At 71.6% G+C, this 17,274-nt stretch carries 17 protein-coding genes and 1 tRNA gene; 11 read left to right on the forward strand and 7 right to left on the reverse strand.

From position 1 onward, the window contains the following. The first annotated feature begins 151 nt into the window (after positions 1–151). Together DMA15_RS13260 and DMA15_RS13265 are read left to right on the forward strand one after the other, a co-directional pair. Positions 152–1,132: a D-2-hydroxyacid dehydrogenase gene (locus tag DMA15_RS13260; protein ID WP_125512968.1), complete on the forward strand. Its 981-nt coding sequence runs from the start codon at positions 152–154 to the stop codon at positions 1,130–1,132. 64 nt (positions 1,133–1,196) lie between these two features. Further along, positions 1,197–2,600, forward strand: coding sequence for an amidase (locus DMA15_RS13265; RefSeq protein WP_125512969.1), 1,404 nt, complete (start codon positions 1,197–1,199; stop codon positions 2,598–2,600). Positions 2,601–2,667: 67 nt separating this feature from the next. On the opposite strand, the gene DMA15_RS13270 is transcribed toward DMA15_RS13265, so the two are convergent. Beyond that, positions 2,668–3,168, reverse strand: coding sequence for a DUF3830 family protein (locus DMA15_RS13270; RefSeq protein ID WP_164551754.1), 501 nt, complete (start codon positions 3,166–3,168; stop codon positions 2,668–2,670). A gap of 97 nt (positions 3,169–3,265) precedes the next feature. Here DMA15_RS13270 and ehuB point away from each other — a divergent pair, with 97 nt between their 5' ends. From ehuB to DMA15_RS13315, 9 genes are all read left to right on the forward strand, one after another. Beyond that, positions 3,266–4,198, forward strand: a complete 933-nt coding sequence (gene ehuB / locus DMA15_RS13275; protein ID WP_125512971.1) for an ectoine/hydroxyectoine ABC transporter substrate-binding protein EhuB — start codon at positions 3,266–3,268, stop codon at positions 4,196–4,198. Then, on the forward strand, positions 4,198–4,929 hold the full coding sequence (ehuC, locus tag DMA15_RS13280) for an ectoine/hydroxyectoine ABC transporter permease subunit EhuC (protein ID WP_206302929.1): 732 nt from the start codon (positions 4,198–4,200) through the stop codon (positions 4,927–4,929). Before ehuB ends, ehuC begins: the two co-directional genes overlap by 1 nt. Next, positions 4,926–5,573: an ectoine/hydroxyectoine ABC transporter permease subunit EhuD gene (ehuD, locus tag DMA15_RS13285; protein WP_125512973.1), complete on the forward strand. Its 648-nt coding sequence runs from the start codon at positions 4,926–4,928 to the stop codon at positions 5,571–5,573. The genes ehuC and ehuD overlap by 4 nt, the downstream gene beginning before the upstream one ends. Continuing rightward, positions 5,563–6,378, forward strand: a complete 816-nt coding sequence (ehuA, locus tag DMA15_RS13290) for an ectoine/hydroxyectoine ABC transporter ATP-binding protein EhuA (RefSeq protein WP_125512974.1) — start codon at positions 5,563–5,565, stop codon at positions 6,376–6,378. The genes ehuD and ehuA overlap by 11 nt, the downstream gene beginning before the upstream one ends. Before the next feature lie 146 nt (positions 6,379–6,524). Continuing rightward, the gene (locus tag DMA15_RS13295) at positions 6,525–7,283 is read left to right on the forward strand and encodes an IclR family transcriptional regulator C-terminal domain-containing protein (protein ID WP_125512975.1); all 759 of its coding nucleotides are present in this window, start codon (positions 6,525–6,527) and stop codon (positions 7,281–7,283) included. A gap of 114 nt (positions 7,284–7,397) precedes the next feature. After that, positions 7,398–7,471, forward strand: a tRNA-Lys gene (locus DMA15_RS13300). 169 nt (positions 7,472–7,640) lie between these two features. Next, positions 7,641–8,321 (forward strand): DedA family protein, encoded by a 681-nt coding sequence (locus DMA15_RS13305; protein WP_125512976.1) that lies wholly within the window; start codon positions 7,641–7,643, stop codon positions 8,319–8,321. Between the two features lie 34 nt (positions 8,322–8,355). Continuing rightward, a complete protein-coding gene (locus DMA15_RS13310; RefSeq protein WP_240659779.1) occupies positions 8,356–9,489 on the forward strand; it encodes a sensor histidine kinase in 1,134 nt (377 codons plus the stop codon). Continuing rightward, positions 9,480–10,124 (forward strand): response regulator transcription factor, encoded by a 645-nt coding sequence (locus DMA15_RS13315; RefSeq protein ID WP_125512978.1) that lies wholly within the window; start codon positions 9,480–9,482, stop codon positions 10,122–10,124. Before DMA15_RS13310 ends, DMA15_RS13315 begins: the two co-directional genes overlap by 10 nt. Positions 10,125–10,154: 30 nt before the next feature. Here DMA15_RS13315 and DMA15_RS13320 read toward each other — a convergent pair whose 3' ends face one another. From DMA15_RS13320 to DMA15_RS13345, 6 genes are all read right to left on the reverse strand, one after another. Then, entirely contained in the window at positions 10,155–10,502 is a 348-nt protein-coding gene (locus DMA15_RS13320; RefSeq protein ID WP_125512979.1) for a hypothetical protein, read from the reverse strand. 80 nt (positions 10,503–10,582) lie between these two features. Next, on the reverse strand, positions 10,583–11,269 hold the full coding sequence (locus DMA15_RS13325; protein ID WP_206302717.1) for a response regulator transcription factor: 687 nt from the start codon (positions 11,267–11,269) through the stop codon (positions 10,583–10,585). Next, the gene (locus DMA15_RS13330) at positions 11,221–12,537 is read right to left on the reverse strand and encodes a sensor histidine kinase (protein WP_125512980.1); all 1,317 of its coding nucleotides are present in this window, start codon (positions 12,535–12,537) and stop codon (positions 11,221–11,223) included. Before DMA15_RS13330 ends, DMA15_RS13325 begins: the two co-directional genes overlap by 49 nt. Positions 12,538–12,947: 410 nt before the next feature. Then, positions 12,948–14,618, reverse strand: a complete 1,671-nt coding sequence (locus DMA15_RS13335; RefSeq protein ID WP_125512981.1) for an AMP-binding protein — start codon at positions 14,616–14,618, stop codon at positions 12,948–12,950. A gap of 140 nt (positions 14,619–14,758) precedes the next feature. Further along, the gene (locus DMA15_RS13340) at positions 14,759–15,364 is read right to left on the reverse strand and encodes a lytic polysaccharide monooxygenase (protein WP_125517720.1); all 606 of its coding nucleotides are present in this window, start codon (positions 15,362–15,364) and stop codon (positions 14,759–14,761) included. 244 nt (positions 15,365–15,608) lie between these two features. After that, a complete protein-coding gene (locus DMA15_RS13345; RefSeq protein WP_125512982.1) occupies positions 15,609–17,075 on the reverse strand; it encodes an SPFH domain-containing protein in 1,467 nt (488 codons plus the stop codon). Between the last annotated feature and the right edge of the window lie 199 nt (positions 17,076–17,274).

Consider the following 17,274-nt stretch of genomic DNA (forward strand, 5'->3'; position numbering starts at 1 on the left):
CGTGGTCAATCCGCACATCTCAGACGCATCGCGGTCGCACCCAGCGCAGACGCATCCCAGACGCATCCCAGACGCATCCAGACCCATCGCAGACAGCCGAGCCGTACCTCTTCAGAGAAGCGGAACCTCATTGCGAAACGGTTTCCCCTCGATGTCCGAATCGACGCCCGGACCACCCCCCGGAACAACCGTTCTCGTCCTGGACGCCCCTCCCCCGGCACCCCCGCCGCGGCTCGGGGGCCTGACCGGCCGCGCCCGGATCCTGCACGCCGACGAGGCCTCGCTGGCCGGCCGACTGCCCCTCGCCGACGCGCTGTTGGTGTGGGACTTCACCTCGGACGCGGTGCGGCGCGCCTGGCCGGGCGAGGGGCCGCGGCCGCGCTGGGTGCACACCGCGAGCGCGGGCGTGGACCATCTGATGTGTCCCGAACTCGTCGCCTCCGACACGGTGGTGACGAACGCGCGCGGCGTCTTCGACCAGCCGATCGCGGAGTACGTCGCCGCGCTCGTACTGGCCCTGGCCAAGGATCTGCCGCGCACCCTGGAGCTCCAGCGCGAGCGCTCCTGGCGCCACCGCGAGACCCGGCGGATCGCGGGCACGCGCGCGTGCGTGGTGGGTTCGGGTCCGATCGGCCGGGCGGTCGCGAGCACGCTGAAGGCGCTCGGGATCACCACCGCCCTGGTGGGACGCGCGCGCCGGCCCGGCGTGCACGGCGCCGACGACCTGGACCGGCTGCTGGCCCGCGCCGACTGGGTGGTGTGCGCGGCGCCGCTCACCGACGCCACGCGCGGCATGTTCGACGCGCGGCGCTTCGGCGTGATGCAGCCCTCCGCGCACTTCATCAACATCGGGCGCGGGCCCCTCGTCGTCGAGGACGACCTGGTGGCCGCCCTGTCGAAGCGGTGGATCGCGGGTGCGGCCCTCGACGTCTTCGCACACGAGCCGCTGCCCGCCGGAAGCCCTCTGTGGACGGCGCCAGGTCTGCTCGTATCCCCGCACATGAGCGGCGACACGGTCGGCTGGCGCGATGAACTGGGCGCCCAGTTCGTCGAGTTGTACGAGGCGTGGGAGGCGGGCCGGCCGCTGCGCAACGTGGTCGACAAGGAACGCGGCTACGTCCCGGGGCCCTGACGGCGCGGGCACTGATCACGACGGCACTGATCACGACGGGCACTGATCACCACTAGGAGGCTGGATGTCCGAGCTCACGGATCTCACCGCCGTTCAACTCGTCGACGGCTACCGCAAGGGCGAATTCAGCCCGGTCGACGCGGTCCGTGCCGCGCTGCGGCGGGCCGAGGAGGTGCAGCCCGCGGTCAACGCCTTCGTACGGATGGAGCCCGAGGCCGCGCTCGAACAGGCCGAGGCGAGCGCGGGGCGGTGGCGGCGCGGCGAGCCGCAGGGGCTCGTGGACGGCGTGCCGGTCTCGGTGAAGGACCTGCTGCTGATGCGCGGCGGCCCGACCCTGCGCGGATCAAGGACCATCCGGGCGCAGGGGGCGTGGGACGAGGACGCCCCTTCGGTGGCGCGGCTGCGGGAGCACGGGGCGGTGTTCATCGGGCGCACGACGACCCCGGAGTTCGGCTGGAAGGGCGTCACGGACAGCCCGCGGAGCGGGGTCACCCGCAATCCGTACGACACCTCGCGCACCTCGGGCGGCTCCAGCGGGGGCAGCGCGGTGGCCGTGGCGGTCGGCGCGGGCCCGCTGTCGCTCGGCACGGACGGCGGCGGCTCGGTGCGGATCCCGGCGGCGTTCTGCGGGATCTTCGCGCTGAAGCCGACGTACGGCCGGGTGCCGCTGTACCCCGCGAGTCCGTTCGGGACGCTCTCCCATGTGGGGCCGATGACGCGGGACGCGGCGGACGCGGCGCTGATGATGGAGGTCGTCTCGGGCCCCGACGCCCGGGACTGGTCGCAGCTGGGGGCGGTGGCGGACAGTTTCCGCGAGGGCCTCGACGGCGGCGTGCGGGGGCTGCGGATCGCCTACTCCCCCTCGCTGGGCGGCCAGGTCGCGGTGCGGCCCGCCGTCGCCGCGGCCGTGCGGCGCGCGGTGGAGTGCCTGGCCGCGCAGGGGGCGTACGTCGACGAGACCGACCCGGACTTCTCGGAGCCGGTGGAGGCCTTCCACACCCTGTGGTTCAGCGGGGCGGCACGCGTCGTGCAGCACATGTCGCCCGCCCAGCGGGAGCTGCTCGACCCGGGGCTGCGGGAGGTCTGCGCGCAGGGCGCGCGGTACAGCGCGCTCGACTACCTCGCGGCGGTCGACGTACGCGCGGACCTGGGGCGCCGCATGGGCCACTTCCACACGACGCACGACCTGCTGGTCACACCAACGCTGCCGATCACCGCGTTCGAGGCGGGGGCGGAGGTGCCGAAGGGTTCGGGGCACCGGCGGTGGACGGGGTGGACACCGTTCACGTACCCCTTCAACCTGACGCAGCAGCCCGCGGCGACGGTGCCCTGCGGGGTGGACGAGGAGGGGCTGCCGATCGGGGTGCAGATCGTCGGCGCGCGCCACGCGGACGCGGTGGTGCTCCGCGCGGCGCATACGTTGTACGAGGCCGGGGTGGGCCGCATCGCGCCGCCCCGCCTCGCCTAGGCCTGTCCAGCGGGAGGCCCGTCCGGCGGTAGGCCTGCCCGGCAGAAGGCCTGCCCGCCGGAAGAACCTAGGCGCGTGTGAAGCTCAGCGTCTCGCCCTGGGCGCCCGCGCGCCACAGGTCGTTGCAGGCCTCGGCCATCCGGTCGAGGCCTTCGACGATCTGGCCCCAGACGGTGCCGGGGACCCAGCCGACGTCGCCGTTCAGGAGCAGGTTGTTGCGTTCGTAGAAGAGGGCGAGGTCGACGACGGTGGTGCCCGCCCTGACGTCGGCCTGCGGTTCATAGCCGTACGCCCGCGTCCCCAATTCCGTACCGGAGAAGGAGAAATAGCAGAGATCCCCCGGAATGGGGGTGACTGTCGGATTCTCCAGGGGTGGCTCGCGGTCCGCGAAGGCCGGGAAAAGGGCGTAGATCTCATTGCGGGCGTATTTCGCGTGATAGACGTCCGAGCCGAGCGGAAGCGCCTCCCACACGGCCGCGCAGGTCACCGGGGCCCGGTCGTCGAGCAGCTTCGCCGTGCACTGAACTCCCCGCTTGGCGAGGGAGACTTCGATGAATCGGTCTGCCATGTCTCCCATGCTCCTCCCGGGGTCAAGACCACAACGATCGCATCAGGGGCCGGAATTCACCGGCATATCTCGCGTCGAGTCGGGTAGCCGCGCGCCCATGGCTCCACCACTTGGCAACAACGAGGGATTCACCGGCAGATCCGTTCGCCGCCGTGCCCTGCTCACCGGAGCGGGCGGGGCGGCGCTGGGCGCGTTCGGGGTCTCGGCATGCAGCCGGGTCCCGGAGGAGGGGAAGGTCGAGGGGGGCGATCTGCTGGAGCGGCTCCGCGACGCCGGCACGGTCAGGATCGGTGTCGCGGGCGAGGTCCCGTTCGGATACATCGACGAGGACGGCGAGGTCACGGGCGAGGCGCCGGCCATCGCCAAGGTCATCTTTCCCCGCCTCGGCGTGCCCGAGGTCAAGGCGGTGCCCACCAAGTTCGGGGCCCTTATCCCCGGCCTCACCCAGGCACGGCAGTTCGACGTGGTGTCGGCGGGCATGTACATCAACCCGACGCGGTGCGAGCAGGTGCTCTTCTCCGATCCCGACTACCTCATGCTCGACTCCTTCATCGTGAAGAAGGGCAATCCGCACGGCATCAAGGACTACGACGACATCGCCGAGAAGGGCCTGAAGCTGGCGAGCGGCACCGCCTACGCGGAGATCGACTACGCCAAGGCCGCGGGGGTGAAGGACGTGCTCGTCCTGCCCGACCAGGTGGCGGGGCTCGACGCAGTGGCCCAGGGCCGGGTCGACGCCTTCGCCGGCACGAACGTCACCGTACGCACGGTGGTGAAGAAGAACCCGCGGGTCGAGGCGACGGACCCGTTCCAGCCCATGGTCGAGGGCAAACCGGCGTACGGCGCGGGCGGCTTCGCCTTCCGGCTCTCCGAGAAGAACCTGCGGGACGCCTTCAACAAGGAGCTGCACAAGCTCAAGGAGAGCGGCGAGCTGCTGCGGATCGTCAAGCCGTTCGGCTTCACCGAGGCGGAGATGACCGATCTGACCCTGCGCAAGCTGTGTCCCCCGGTGAAGGGCGCCTCCTCATGATGTCGTCGGAGTTCTTCGGCAACTGGTTCCTGCCCGGCATCTGGATCACCGTCCAGGTCACCCTCCTCAGCGCGGCCCTCGCCTTCGTGATCGCCTTCCCGATCGGTGTGCTGCGCACGAACCGGCTGTGGATCGTGCGGTTCCTCGCCGGGGCCTACTTCGAGATCTTCCGCAGCACGTCCTCGCTGGTCTTCATGTTCTGGATCGCGTTCACCGTGCCGCCGGTCTTCAACATCAGTTTCCAGCCGATGTTCGCGGGCGTGCTGGCGCTCGGCATCACCTACGGGGCGTACGCCTCCGAGATCGTGCGCGGGGCGCTCGCCGCGGTGCCGCCCGCACAGCGCGAGGCGGGCATCGCCCTGAACTTCACCCCGGCACAGCGGCTGCGCCGCATCGAACTGCCGCAGGCCTGGCCGGAGATGATCCCGCCGTTCAACAACCTGCTGATCGAGCTGCTCAAGGGCACCTCCCTGGTCTCCCTCATCGCGGTGGCCGACATGACGTTCGCCGGTGACCTGCTGCGGCTCGTCAAGAACGAGAGCGCGCCCATCTACACGCTGCTGCTCGCCCTGTACTTCGTCTTCGCGTTCGTCCTCACCCGCGGCATGCGGCTCCTTGAGCGGCACGCCAAGAAGCGGATCGGGCAGGCGCCCGAGAAGACGGGCCTGTTCAGCGGGATGCGCGCCAAGTCGTCGATCGATGCCGTCACCGGCACGGGGGGTGCCAAGTGAACTGGAACTGGTCGCACGTCGACGACTTCATGCCGCTCTTCTGGGACGGCGTGGAGCTGACCCTCAAGGCGCTGTTCTTCGGCACCCTGATCGCCTTCTCGCTGGGTCTGGTCTGGGCGATCGCCCAGCGCTCGGAGAAGAAGTGGATCCGCTGGCCGGTCACGGTCTTCACCGAGTTCATCCGGAATACCCCGCTGCTCGTGCAGCTGTTCTTCCTGTTCTACGTGGTCCCGGAGTGGGGCCCCTCGATGTCGCCGCTCACCACGGGCATCGTCGGGCTCGGGCTGCACTACTCGACGTACACCTCGGAGGTCTACCGGGCCGGCATCGAGGGCGTGCCCGACGGCCAGTGGGAGGCGGCGACCGCGCTCAGCCTCTCCAAGCGCCGCACCTGGACGGCCGTGATCCTGCCGCAGGCCGTGCGCCGGGTGATCCCCGCGCTCGGCAACTACGTGATCATCATGCTCAAGGAGTCGCCGCAGATGGCCGCCATCGGCGCGCTCGACATGCTGGGCCAGGCCCAGGGTTACAGCCAGGCGACCTTCACCTACGAGGCGATCAGCGTGGTCGGTGTCGCCTTCATCGTCATCGCCTACCCGGCCTCTGTCCTTCTGCGAGTTTTGGAGCGACGCCTTGTCCGCTGACAGCAGCACTTCCCAGGAAATCCCCAACCCGGCCGTCGACGGCAGCGAGCTGATCCGCTTCGACAAGGTCGTCAAGCGCTACGGCTCGAACACCGTCCTGGACGAGCTGGACTTCTCCGTCGCCTCCGGCAAGCACGTGACGCTGATCGGCCCTTCCGGTTCCGGGAAGACCACGATCCTGCGGCTCCTGATGACGCTGGTGAAGCCCGACGAAGGCACCATCAAGGTCGGCGACAACTACCTCACGCACGAGGAGCGGAACGGCAAGCTCGTCCCGGCGGGCGAGAAGCACGTCCGCGAGGTCCGCAAGAACATCGGGATGGTCTTCCAGCAGTTCAACCTCTTCCCGAACATGAAGGTGCTCAGGAACATCACCGAGGCACCCGTCACCGTCCTCGGCCTCTCCAAGGACGAGGCCGAGCAGCGCGCCCGCGAACTGCTCGACCTGGTCGGCCTCGGCGACCGCTGCGACGCCTACCCGTCGCAGCTCTCGGGCGGCCAGCAGCAGCGGGTCGCCATCGCGCGCGCCCTGGCGATGCGCCCGCAGGTGCTGCTCCTGGACGAGGTGACGTCCGCGCTCGACCCGGAGCTGGTGGCGGGCGTCCTCGACGTGCTCCGCGACATCGCGCACACCACGGACATCACGATGCTCTGTGTGACCCACGAGATGAGCTTCGCCCGGGACATCTCGGACCAGGTGCTCATGTTCGATTCGGGTCGGGTCATCGAATCCGGGACGCCGGAGAAGATCTTCACCGAACCCGAGCACGAGCGGACCCGTGAGTTCCTGAGCGCGGTGCTGTGACACTGGCATATGCCAGGGTGGCGCGTTCCTGCTGACACGGCCGGAGCGCGCCACCAATCTGCTCAACATCCGCTCCCTATGCACCACTTGGCGGCTATCGTGGGACGAGCCCGACTGTCCGGAACCATTCCACGCAGGGGGAAGCCGTGGCGTTGAAGCACAAGGCGACCGCGCCACACGACTCCGTCCAGAGCGCCCTGCGGGTGCTCGAAATCGTCAGTCGGCACGGCTCGGGCGTCACCACCGCCGGGCTCGCCCGCGAGACCCGCCTGCCCGCCACCCGCCTCGCACCCCTGCTCCGCATGCTGCGCCGCGAGGGGTATGTGGAACAGACAGCCGAGGGGACGTACGTCACCGGGGAGTCCCTGAGCCGCCTCGGCTCGGCCCACCGCCACGACGAGGCGCTGCGCGAGAAGCTCCAGCGCACGCTGGACGGCCTGCGCGACTCCATCGGCGCCGCGGTCTACATCAGCCGCTATGTGGACGGCGAGGTCCGCCTCACCGACTTCGCCGCCGGGCCCCGCACCCCCGCGGTCAACGAATGGGTGGACTTCCGCTCCTCCGCCCACGCCAGCGCGATCGGCAAGAGCCTGCTCACCCAGCTCGACGTGAACGGCCGCCGTGACCATCTCTCCCGCCACAAGATGGCCCGCCTCACCTCGCGGACGATCACGAACGAGCGGGTCCTGCTGAACCGCCTCGCGGCCCAGCCCGCCACTGTCCCGGTCCTCGACCTCCAGGAGTACGCGGTCGGCACGGTGTGCGCGGCCGTGCCGATCACCGCGGGGTCCTCGGTGGGGTGCCTCGCGCTGTCCCTGCCGGTGGAGCATGCGCATCGCCTGCGGGAGGCCGCGGATACGTTGAATCGGCGGGCGGCGCCTGTTCTGCTGTCCCTCGCCATCTGATCTCTCCCGCGGGTCCGTCGTGGCCGGTCGCGCAGTCCCCCGCGCCCCTTCGGGGCGCCTCTCGCCCTGGTTAAGAGCACCCCTTCGGGCCAGGTATTATTTACGTGTCAGCAGGCGCCGCTAGCTCAGTTGGTTAGAGCAGCTGACTCTTAATCAGCGGGTCCGGGGTTCGAGTCCCTGGCGGCGCACTTGCGAATGCCGAAAGGGCGTTCCCGGTCTTCCGGGGACGCCCTTTCGCGTATGCCCCGTGGGCGCCCTTTCCCGTACGACCCCGCTGCCAGGGTGCGGTTTCCCGCACCCCAGCTGGGCGGCAACCCCCATACCGCCCCTGACCTGCGCTTTCTAGCGTTGCACCCTATGGACCCCATGACACTCGCGCTCCCCCAGGAACCCGCCGGCGGCATCGCCGGCTGGGCCGCCGACCTCGTCGACATGATGGGCGGCCCCGGAGCCGGGCTCGCCATCGCGCTGGAGAACCTCTTCCCGCCGCTGCCCAGTGAGGTGATCCTGCCGCTGACCGGTTTCGCCGCCGGGCAGGGCGTGATCAGCCTCTTCTCCGCGCTGTTCTGGACCACGCTCGGCTCGGTGGTCGGCGCGGCCGCCCTCTACGGAATCGGCGTCCTCTTCGGGCGCGAGCGCATGCACGCCCTGTGGGGGAAGCTGCCGCTGGTCAAGGCGTCCGACCTGGAGCGGACCGAGGCGTGGTTCGCCAAGCACGGCACCAAGGCCGTCTTCCTCGGCCGGATGGTGCCGATCTTCCGGAGCCTGATCTCCGTGCCCGCCGGTGTGGAGCGGATGCGGCTGCCGGTCTTCCTCGCCCTGACCACGCTCGGCAGCCTGATCTGGAACTCCGTGCTCGTCATGGCCGGCTACTGGCTGGGCGACCAGTGGGACGTGGTCGAGACGTACGTGGGACTCCTCTCCAAGGCCGTCCTGGCGCTCGTCGTCGCGGCGATCACGGTGTACGTGGTGGTCCGGGTGAGGTCACGGAACCGGCCCCGAGCGGGGGCCGAGGCCCGCCACCGCCGCGCCGGATAGGGGTCGGCTAATGTCGGACGGCGTGAAGGAGCCCGTGGCCGCCCCGTTCTTGCTCAGGGTCCTCGGCGTGCTCATCGGCTGCCTCACCGCCCTGCTCGGCCTGGTCTACTTCACCGTCGCCGGGACCGCCCTCGGCCCCTTCCTGCTCTCGCCGCCCACCCGCGCCCGCGCCCACGCGCTGCTCGCCTCGGGCGCGCGCAGACTCACCGCCCTGGAGCGACGGCGCCGGTCCGTCTTCTTCCACGACACGTTCCCCGACCACCGCGCCTCCGACCGGCAGATCCTGCGCTACCTCGCGATACGCACGTACTCCGGACTGCTCTGCGCCGTCGTGGTCGGCCTCGTCGACTTCGGCGCGGTCCTCGCGGGCGTCTTCGCGGTGTCGCTCGCCACCCACACCGCGATGACCTGGGTGGACGTCCTCAGTCAGGTCGTGCTCGGCGGCACCCTGCTCTTCCTCGCCGTGCAGGGGCTGCGCGCGCTGACCGACCAGGACGCCCGGCTCGCCCGCGAGTGCTTCGGCCCCTCCGAGCGGGAGCTGATGCAGCGGCGCATCGACGAACTGGCCACCAGCCGTGCCGCCGTGGTCCAGGCGGTCGACGTCGAGCGGCGGCGCGTCGAGCGCGATCTGCACGACGGCGTCCAGCAGCGGCTCGTCGCACTCGCCATGCTGCTCGGCCGGGCCCGGCGCGGCCGCACCCCGGAGCGGGCCGACGCGCTCCTGGAGCAGGCCCACAAGGAGGCCCAGGAAGTCCTCACCGAACTGCGCGAGGTCGCCTGGCGGGTCTACCCGAGCGCCCTGGACAACCTCGGCCTGCGTGAGGCGCTCGGCGGGGTCTCGGAGCGGTGCGCGCTTCCCGTACGCATGGAGTACGACGTGCCGGATCCGCTGCCGTCCACCGTGGAGACCGCCGCCTACTTCGTCGTGTCGGAGGCCGTGACCAACGCCGCCAAGCACTCGGCGGCCGAGGAGATCTCCGTGCGCGTACGGGCGAGCGGGGCGCGCCTCACCGTGCTCGTCAGGGACAGCGGGGTCGGCGGCGCCGATCCCGGGGGCAGCGGACTGACCGGGCTGCGCAGCCGGGTCGCCGCGCTCGATGGCACTCTGCACGTCGACAGTCCCCTCGGGGGGCCCACCACCATCACAGCGGAGCTGCCGTGCGCGTGATCCTCGCCGAAGACTCGACCCTGTTGCGGGAGGGCCTGGTCCGGCTGCTCGCCGAGGAGGGCCACGAGGTCCTCGCCGCCGTGGGCGACGCGGAGGCGCTGCTCGCGGAGGTCGAGGCGCGGGCGCCGGACGTCGTCGTCACCGACATCCGCATGCCGCCGGACCACACCGACGAGGGCCTGCGCGCGGCGGTGCGGATCCGCGAGCGGCGCCCCGAGATCGGCGTGCTCGTCCTCTCCCAGTACGTGGAGCGCAACTACGCGACGCAGCTGCTCACTTCGAGCGCCGAGCGGGTCGGCTACCTCCTCAAGGACCGGGTCGCGCAGGTCGAGGAGTTTCTGGACGCGCTGGAGCGGGTGCACGCGGGCGGCGCCGCCATCGACCCGGAGGTCGTACGGCAGTTGCTGATCCGCACGACGCACAGCGACCCGCTGACCCGGCTCACGCCCCGGGAGCGGACGGTCCTTGAGGCGCTCGCGGAGGGCCACACCAACGCGGCGATCGGGCAGAAGCTGCACATCTCGCTGAGCGCGGTGGAGAAGAACCTCAACGCGATCTTCGACAAGCTGGGGCTCTCGCGGACCGAGGGGTACAGCCGACGGGTGCTGGCGGTCCTGCGGTACCTGGAGTCCTGAGGTCCCTCGTGTCCGGGGCGCGCGGCGCGGCTACGAGAGGACGACCCCGTCCATCACCAGCGCCGCAGCGAGCCCCGCGGCCAGGAGCCAGGTGCCGAGCCTGGTCCGGCCCCGGCGGCTCAGCTCGATCACTCCGCCGCAGAGGATGAGCAGCAGTCCGTAGACCCCTACGACCAGTACGGACGACCGGCTCGCCAGCCGCAGCGCGAGAACGACCGCCGCGGCGCCCATCAGCAAGGAGGCCGCGGCGATGCGGGCACGGCGGGCGCGGGCCGCGGGGGTGGGGCCGGAGGGCGGGCCGGGGGGCGGGGCGTCGGACTCGGCGGGTTCGTGGGACTGGTCGGGCGCGTGGGACTGGTCCGCGTCGGGCGTGCTCATGGTTGTGGATCGTAATCGTTCACGCGCGCGGGGCCGGGGACTTGTGTTCGTTCACCACGGATCCCTCACCCCCGCTGATCTCACCCCCGCAGATACGCGAGGACCGCCAGCACCCTGCGGTGGGTGCCGTCCGCCGGGGGGAGGTCCAGTTTCCCGAGGATGTTGCCGATGTGCTTGCCCACGGCCGCTTCGGAGACGACGAGTTCACCGGCGACGGCCGCGTTCGACTTCCCCTCGGCGACCAGTGCCAGCACCTCGCGCTCGCGCGGAGTCAGCTTCTCCAGCGGGTCGCGCCGCCGCCGCAGCAACTGCCGTACGACTTCCGGATCGACGACCGTCCCGCCCTCCGCGACCGAGACCAGCCCCTCGACGAACTGCTCGACCTGTCCCACGCGGTCCTTGAGCAGATAGCCGACGCCGGTGCCGTCGCCGGTGTCCAGGAGTTCGGCGGCGTACGAGCGTTGTACGTACTGGCTCAGGACGAGCACCGGCAGTCTCGGCCGCTCCGCCCTGAGCGCGACCGCCGCGCGCAGCCCCTCGTCCTGGAATCCGGGCGGCATCCGCACGTCGGTGACGACGATGTCCGGCTCGTACGCCGAAACGGCGTCCCGCAGCGCGTCCGCGTCGCCGACCGCGGCGACCGTCTCGTGCCCGAAGCGGCCGAGGACGCCGATCAGGCCTTCGCGCAGCAGCACGCTGTCCTCGGCGAGGACAACTCTCAGGCCCCGGCTTCCATTTCGGCTTCTGCTTCGGTCTCCGCTTCGCACGGTATCTCCACGGACAGGATGGTCGGGCCGCCCGGAGGGCTGGTGACCGCCAGTGTGCCATCGAGGACGGCGAGGCGGTCGGCGAGGCCGGTGAGCCCCGTGCCGCGGGCCGGGTCGGCGCCGCCGCGGCCGTCGTCGCGCACCACGATGCGGAGGCGTCCCTCCGTGTGGGCGGCGGTGAGGTGGACGCGGGTCGCACCGCTGTGCTTGCCGACGTTGGCGAGGGCCTCGCGGACGGCGAAGTACCCGGCGGACTCGACGGTTTCGGGCAGGCGGGGCAGCCGGACGCCTGCCGTCTCGACGGGTAGGGCGCAGCGGTCCGCCACGTCCTCGATGGCGGCGGACAGGCCGTAGTCGGCGAGCACCTGGGGGTGGATGCCGCGGATCAGCTCGCGCAGCTCGGTGAGGACGCGGCCCGCCTCGTCGTGGGCGGCGGCCAGTTGGCGCGCGAGGGGGCTGTCGGGGTCGGCGTCGAGGCGGGCGAGGCCCAGGCTCATCGTGAGCGCGACGAGCCGCTGTTGCGCGCCGTCGTGCAAGTCCCGCTCGATACGCCGCCGTTCGGCCTCGAAGGCGTCGACGAGGCGGGCCCTGGAGCGCGTGACCTCGGCGAGACCGGCGGCGAGTTCGGCGTCGCGCGGGGCGAGCAGGAGACGGGCGAACGCGGCGCGGGCGGCGCTGTAGGCGCCGAGCGGGTGGGCCAGCAGGAGGAGCAGGACCAGGCCCAGGAGGGCGGTGGCGCAGGCCGCCGGGTAGGCGTCGACGAGCCACAGCTTGGCGGGGCGGATGTCGTTGCCCGGGCCGCCGGCGGCGGCGAGGTGCGCGGGGGCGGCGACGAGGAGCACGGGGAAGGCGACGGTGCAGGCCAGGACGAGGAGGTCCAGGGGCCACAGGACGAGGGCGAACAGGACGGCGTAGGCGAGTTCGCGCCAGGTGGCCTGCTCTCTCAGGCGGAGCCGGCACCAGGCGGGGATGCCGGGGGCTTCCGGGGTGCGGTGGGGAGTGGGGGCGGGGGTGGGGTCGACGAGCAGCATGCGGCGGCGTTCGAGGGCGGCGAGGGGGATGCCGGTGAGGGGGAGGGCGGTGAGAAGGGGGATGCCGATGAGCACGAGGGTGAGCGCGGCGCCTACGGCGGTCAGAGCGAGGCCCACCACCAGGGTGGCGGCACCTAGGAGGGCGCCGCCCAGCAGGTATGTGCAGCCGCGCCAGGGCGCGGAGCTTTTCAGGTACCGGCGTTGTTGTAGCTCGGTCCAGATGGGTTGGGGGGGCATGGGGTTACGGTAGGCGGGTTCTGGCGGGGCGCCTTGGGCTGGCGGGGCGCCTTGGGCTCGGTCTGCGCCTTGGCTTCGTGGGTGGGGCGGGGCCGCGGGGGTATGTGCGTGCTCGCCATCTCGGTGCGGGTGCCTGTTGGTTGTTGCTCGGCTACTGGGATCCACTGTGCTGCGCTCGCACATACCCCCACGTCCCCTCCGGCCGGTTCGGCGGCCGCGGGCCGGTGGGGGTTCCCCCCCTGCCGGGGCCGGCCACTCCGGGGGCCGATCACGCCCGCCCCCGGCCGCCCGTGTGGCGCGGGGGGCCCACCCTGCGGTGCAGGGGACTTCGTCCCTACGTCCGCCTCCGCGGCGCGGGGCAAACGGGTGGGTGGGTGGGGAAGTATCCGCCGCGGAGCGGCGGGGCGGGGTCAGAGGGGCAGGAGGTGGGCTCGGGCATGGGCGCGGTACTCGGCCAGCAGGGTTGATATGTCCGCTGAAGTCAGCCGGCGGTACGCCAAGGCACCCGGAGGACGCCACCAGACAGGGTCACCGCAGCGGAAGGCGTCCCGCCGAAGCTCCCCGCGCGCGACCTTGCTGGTCGCGGTCACCGGCATCCGTCCGACCACCCGCACAAAGCGCGGAGCCATCTTCGTGCCCAAGTCCCCCTGCGCCCGCAGGAACTCCGCGAAGTCGTGCGGGTCGAAGCCCGCCCCCGGCACCGGCGCCACCGCCGCCATGACCTGGTCCCCCGCCACCGGGTCCGGGACGGCGTAGACCGCCACGGCCGCCGCCCGGGGGTATCGGGCGAGGATGTTCTCGATCACCGCGGCCGCCAGGTTCTCGCTGTCGACCCGCAGGCGGTCATCCGTACGCCCCGCGAAGTAGAGGTAACCGGAGCCGTCCCGGTAGAAGAGGTCCCCCGTCCAGTACCAGCCGCCCCGCACCCGCTCGGCCTGCGCCTCCTCGTTGCGCCAGTAGCCCTCGAAGGGGTTCGGGCCGCGGTTGACCAACTCCCCTATCGCCTCCGTCCCATTGATCAACCGCCCGTCGGCCGCGAACCGCGCCGCCTCGCACTCGCGCAGCGTCACGGGGTCGACCACCGCGAGGTCGTCCCCGGGCGCCGCCCGCCCGATCGCCCCGGTGGGCGTGCCCGGGGTGCGCTGGATCGCCGCGCCGCCCTCGGAGGATCCGTACCCCTCCACGAGCCGCACCCCGAACCGCTCCTCGAACCGCGCCGCGACCACGGTCCCCGCCTCCGTCCCGAACCCGACCCGCAACGGGTTCTCCCGGTCGTCGGGCCGCGCGGGCGTGGCCAGGATGTACTGCACGGCCCTGCCCACGTACGTGAAGTACGTCGCCCCGAACTCCCTTACGTCGGCGAGGAATCCGGACGCCGAGAAGCGGCGCCGCAGCGCCACCCCCGCGCCCGCCGCCAGCGCCGGAGCCCAGTCCGCGATCACCGCGTTGCCGTGGAACATCGGCATGCAGATGTAGTGCGTGTCGTCCGCCCGGATCCCGAAGTGGGTGACCAGGGAACGGCCCGCCGCCGCCAGCCTGCCCTGGCTGCAGATCGCCGCCTTGGGGGCGCCCGTGGATCCGGAGGTGAAGTAGAGCAGCATGCGGCTCGCCGGGCCGACGGTCCGGGCCATCTCCGGTTCGGCGTCGGCGTAGGGCGCGAGCAGATCCTCGTACGCGCGGGTGTCGGTCACCAGGATCCGTACGCCCGGAAGGTCCAGGCCGTCGAGCAGCGGGAGGTGCGCCCGCTCCGTCACGAGGATCCGGCAGTCGGTGTGCAGGATGTCGCGGGCCAGTTCGGCGCCGCGCCGGGTGGGGTTGATGCCCGCCACCGCCGCACCGGCGAGCGCCGCCGCGCTCAACCACTGCGGGTACTCAGGAGTGTTGTCGAGCAGTACGCCGATGTGGGGTTCACCGTGGCTCGGCAGGAGGTCGGCGAGGAGCGCGGCCCTGGCCGCCGCGCCCGCCGCCATCTGGTGGTGGCTCAGCGACCCGCCCTCGAAGCGCAGGCCGGTGCGGTGATCGCCCCACCGCGCCTGGACCAGTTCCGCGACCGTACTCCCGACGCTCCCGACGCTCTCCATGGCCGCGCACCATATGTGATGGCTCGTCAGTTATGAAGACGGGTGCGGGGACGGCTCCGCGTACGCCGTGCGGGCGCGAGGTCGTGCACGGCGTACGCGGAACCTGCCTGTGGGGTGGGGGGAAGCTCGTCGCGCACCGCTCAGAACTTGACGTCCGAGCAGGCGTAGAACGCGTTCGCCGTGTCCGCGATCGTCCAGACCGCGACGATCACGTGGTGCCCGCTGCGGCCGCCGGGGATGGTGCCGCTGTGCGAGAGGGTCGCGGGCGGCTGCTGACTGTTGTACGGCACGCTGAGGAACGGCGTGGTGTCCAGGGCGGCCCTGGTCACCGGCTTGCTGTCGTCCCAGCCCTGCTTGGTGATGTAGTACTTGAAGTCCGTGGTGCGGTGGCGCGCGGTGAACTGCCAGCGGAACGTGTAGTTCTGACCGCCGCTCACCGATGTCGTGGGCCAGGCTCCGCCCGATGGGGTCCTCGGCGAGTTGAGCTGGTTGAAGCCCGCTATGCCCGCCGAGCAGATCTTGCCGTCCGCCGGACCGCCCGCGGGGAAGCCCTTGGGGCCCTCGACGCTCTGCGGTTCGTACTGTATGGAACCGCAGTTGGTCACCACACCCTTGGCGCAGTTGATCTGCCTGCTGGCCGGCAGATCCGTGTAGCCGTGGCTGCTGGCGCCACCGGCGGAGAGCGCGAACGCGCCGACCGTGGTGAGGCCGACCATGGCCGCGTACATCTTCTTGCTCTTGTACATCTTCTTGCTCTTGTTTCGCATGTGCCGCTCCTGACCGAACGTGGGGGTTCCGTGGGACGTGCGCGCACTGCGGTCTAGACCAAGTCTCAGGCTATTGCCGTTAGTTGAACATGTCCATACCAACCGCGGAGAGCATCCGTCCGCGCCGTCGAGCGCGGTTCCACGGGTGTTCACCGAGGGGCGTGACCTGTTCGCCGAGGCGCTTTTGACCTACCGGTGCTCTTCCCTCCGGTGTTTTGCCGACCTACCGGTGCTCTCCGTGGCCCGTGTAGAACGCGACCGTCAGGTCCTTCACCAACGCCTTGCGCTCGTAGTCGTCCAGCTCCACCAAGCCCCGTGTGGTCAGCCGCGTCACGGTGTCCTCGACCGAGTCGACCACCGAGGTCAGGACGGTGTCGCGGTGCCGTGCGTCGAGCGCGGCGACCCGGCGGCGCTGCATCGCCGCCGCCACTTCGGGGGCGTACTCGATACGGGTCGGCTGGGCCGAGAAGATTTCGATGCCGACCGCCTCCGCGTCGGCCGCGAGCGCCCGGGTCAGCGCCGCGGCGACGGCGTCGGCATCGCGCAGGGTGGGGGCGGCGGGCAGCGCGGGGGCGTCGTCGTGGAACGCGTCGGCCGGCAGCCGCGAAAGCACCCGGGCCGTCGTCGCCTCCACGCACTCGCGCAGGTACTCCTGGTGGTCCTCCACCGCGAGCGTCGCCCGCGCGGTGTCCTTGACCCGCCATACGACGAGGACGACGACGCGCAGCGCGACCCCGCCGCGGTCCACGGCGGGCATCGGCTCGCTCCGCCAGTGCCGCAGGCGTACGTCGACGCGGCGGCGCAGCAGGAGGGGGTTCACCCACATCAGGCCGGTGCGGCGGACGGTGCCGCGGTAGCGGCCGAAGAGGCTGAGCACCCACGCCCTGCCGACCCGGCCCCGCGCGAGGCCGCCGAACCCGAACAGGGCGAGCGCGCTCGAACCGGCGAGCGAGGCCCACTGCGCGACCCCGAGCCCGGCGCCGCCGTATCCATATACGTACCCGAGCCCGTCGGCGTGCCCGTACCCGTACCCGGTCGGTGCGGTCATCCGCAGCAGCGGTTCGGGCAGCACCCCCGCCCACCAGAGCGAGAGCGCGCAACCGGAGGCGCCCGCGCATCCGCCGAGCACCCCGGCGAGGCCGGGCAGGACCCGGGCCCGCCGCTCGACCAGCGTCGGGTCGATGTCGGGCACGGGGTGGGGGTGGTGGTGGGGGTGGGGCGCGGAGGGGGTGGTAGTGCCGGCGCCGGTGAGGGAGGTCGCGGGAGTGGCGGAGGTGGCGAAGGTGGCTGGAGTGGTTGGGGCGGCCGAGGCGGTGAGGGTGGCAGGGGTGGTCGCGGGACGTCGCGTCGTTCGGGGCTGCTCCCCTGTTCCCTGCCTGCGCCGCACCACGGCGGGCGGGAGGGGGACGCCTGTCGCGTCCTCCGGGTCGTCGCGGAAGAGGAGGTGGATGGGGATCTCGGTGGTGGCCTCGCTCTGGATCACCCGCGGCGACCGCGCGGCGGCGGGCTCGGGCGCCGCGCCGGGCTGTGGGTGCTGCGGGGACTGGAGGTGCTGGGGGCGCTCGGGGTGCTGCGGGGGCTGGGGGCGCTCGGGGTGCTGCGGGGACTGGAGGTGCTGAGGATGCTCGGGGTGCTGCGGGGACTGTTGGTGCTGCGGGGACTGTGGCTGTGAAGCTGCCGTCGCGCTCATCCGTGCCTCCGCCTCATTCGTGCCTCGATCTCATTCGTGCCTGAGTCACACCTGTGCCCGGGGCTCGGCTCTGCCCCGCGCCACGCCCGTGCCCGGGTCACACTTTTAACCCCGGCACATTCGTCACCGGGTCTCACCGGGGCCTCCCGGCGCGCCTTCCGTACCCGGGTCACATGTCTGACCGGGGCACATTCGTAAC

It is taken from the genome of Streptomyces sp. WAC 01529 (genome assembly GCF_003945545.1).
GTDB lineage: Bacteria > Actinomycetota > Actinomycetes > Streptomycetales > Streptomycetaceae > Streptomyces > Streptomyces anatolicus.

Bases quoted from the DNA above. Each gene is read 5' to 3' on its own strand.
- DMA15_RS13340 (WP_125517720.1), bottom strand. From the start codon at position 15,364: ATGTACAAGAGCAAGAAGATGTACGCGGCCATGGTCGGCCTCACCACG.
- DMA15_RS13265 (WP_125512969.1), top strand. From the start codon at position 1,197: ATGTCCGAGCTCACGGATCTCACCGCCGTTCAACTCGTCGACGGCTAC.
- DMA15_RS13305 (WP_125512976.1), top strand. From the start codon at position 7,641: ATGGACCCCATGACACTCGCGCTCCCCCAGGAACCCGCCGGCGGCATC.
- DMA15_RS13345 (WP_125512982.1), bottom strand. From the start codon at position 17,075: ATGAGCGCGACGGCAGCTTCACAGCCACAGTCCCCGCAGCACCAACAG.
- DMA15_RS13320 (WP_125512979.1), bottom strand. From the start codon at position 10,502: ATGAGCACGCCCGACGCGGACCAGTCCCACGCGCCCGACCAGTCCCAC.
- DMA15_RS13270 (WP_164551754.1), bottom strand. From the start codon at position 3,168: ATGGCAGACCGATTCATCGAAGTCTCCCTCGCCAAGCGGGGAGTTCAG.
- DMA15_RS13335 (WP_125512981.1), bottom strand. From the start codon at position 14,618: ATGGAGAGCGTCGGGAGCGTCGGGAGTACGGTCGCGGAACTGGTCCAG.
- ehuC (WP_206302929.1), top strand. From the start codon at position 4,198: ATGTCGTCGGAGTTCTTCGGCAACTGGTTCCTGCCCGGCATCTGGATC.
- DMA15_RS13330 (WP_125512980.1), bottom strand. From the start codon at position 12,537: ATGCCCCCCCAACCCATCTGGACCGAGCTACAACAACGCCGGTACCTG.
- DMA15_RS13260 (WP_125512968.1), top strand. From the start codon at position 152: ATGTCCGAATCGACGCCCGGACCACCCCCCGGAACAACCGTTCTCGTC.
- ehuB (WP_125512971.1), top strand. From the start codon at position 3,266: ATGGCTCCACCACTTGGCAACAACGAGGGATTCACCGGCAGATCCGTT.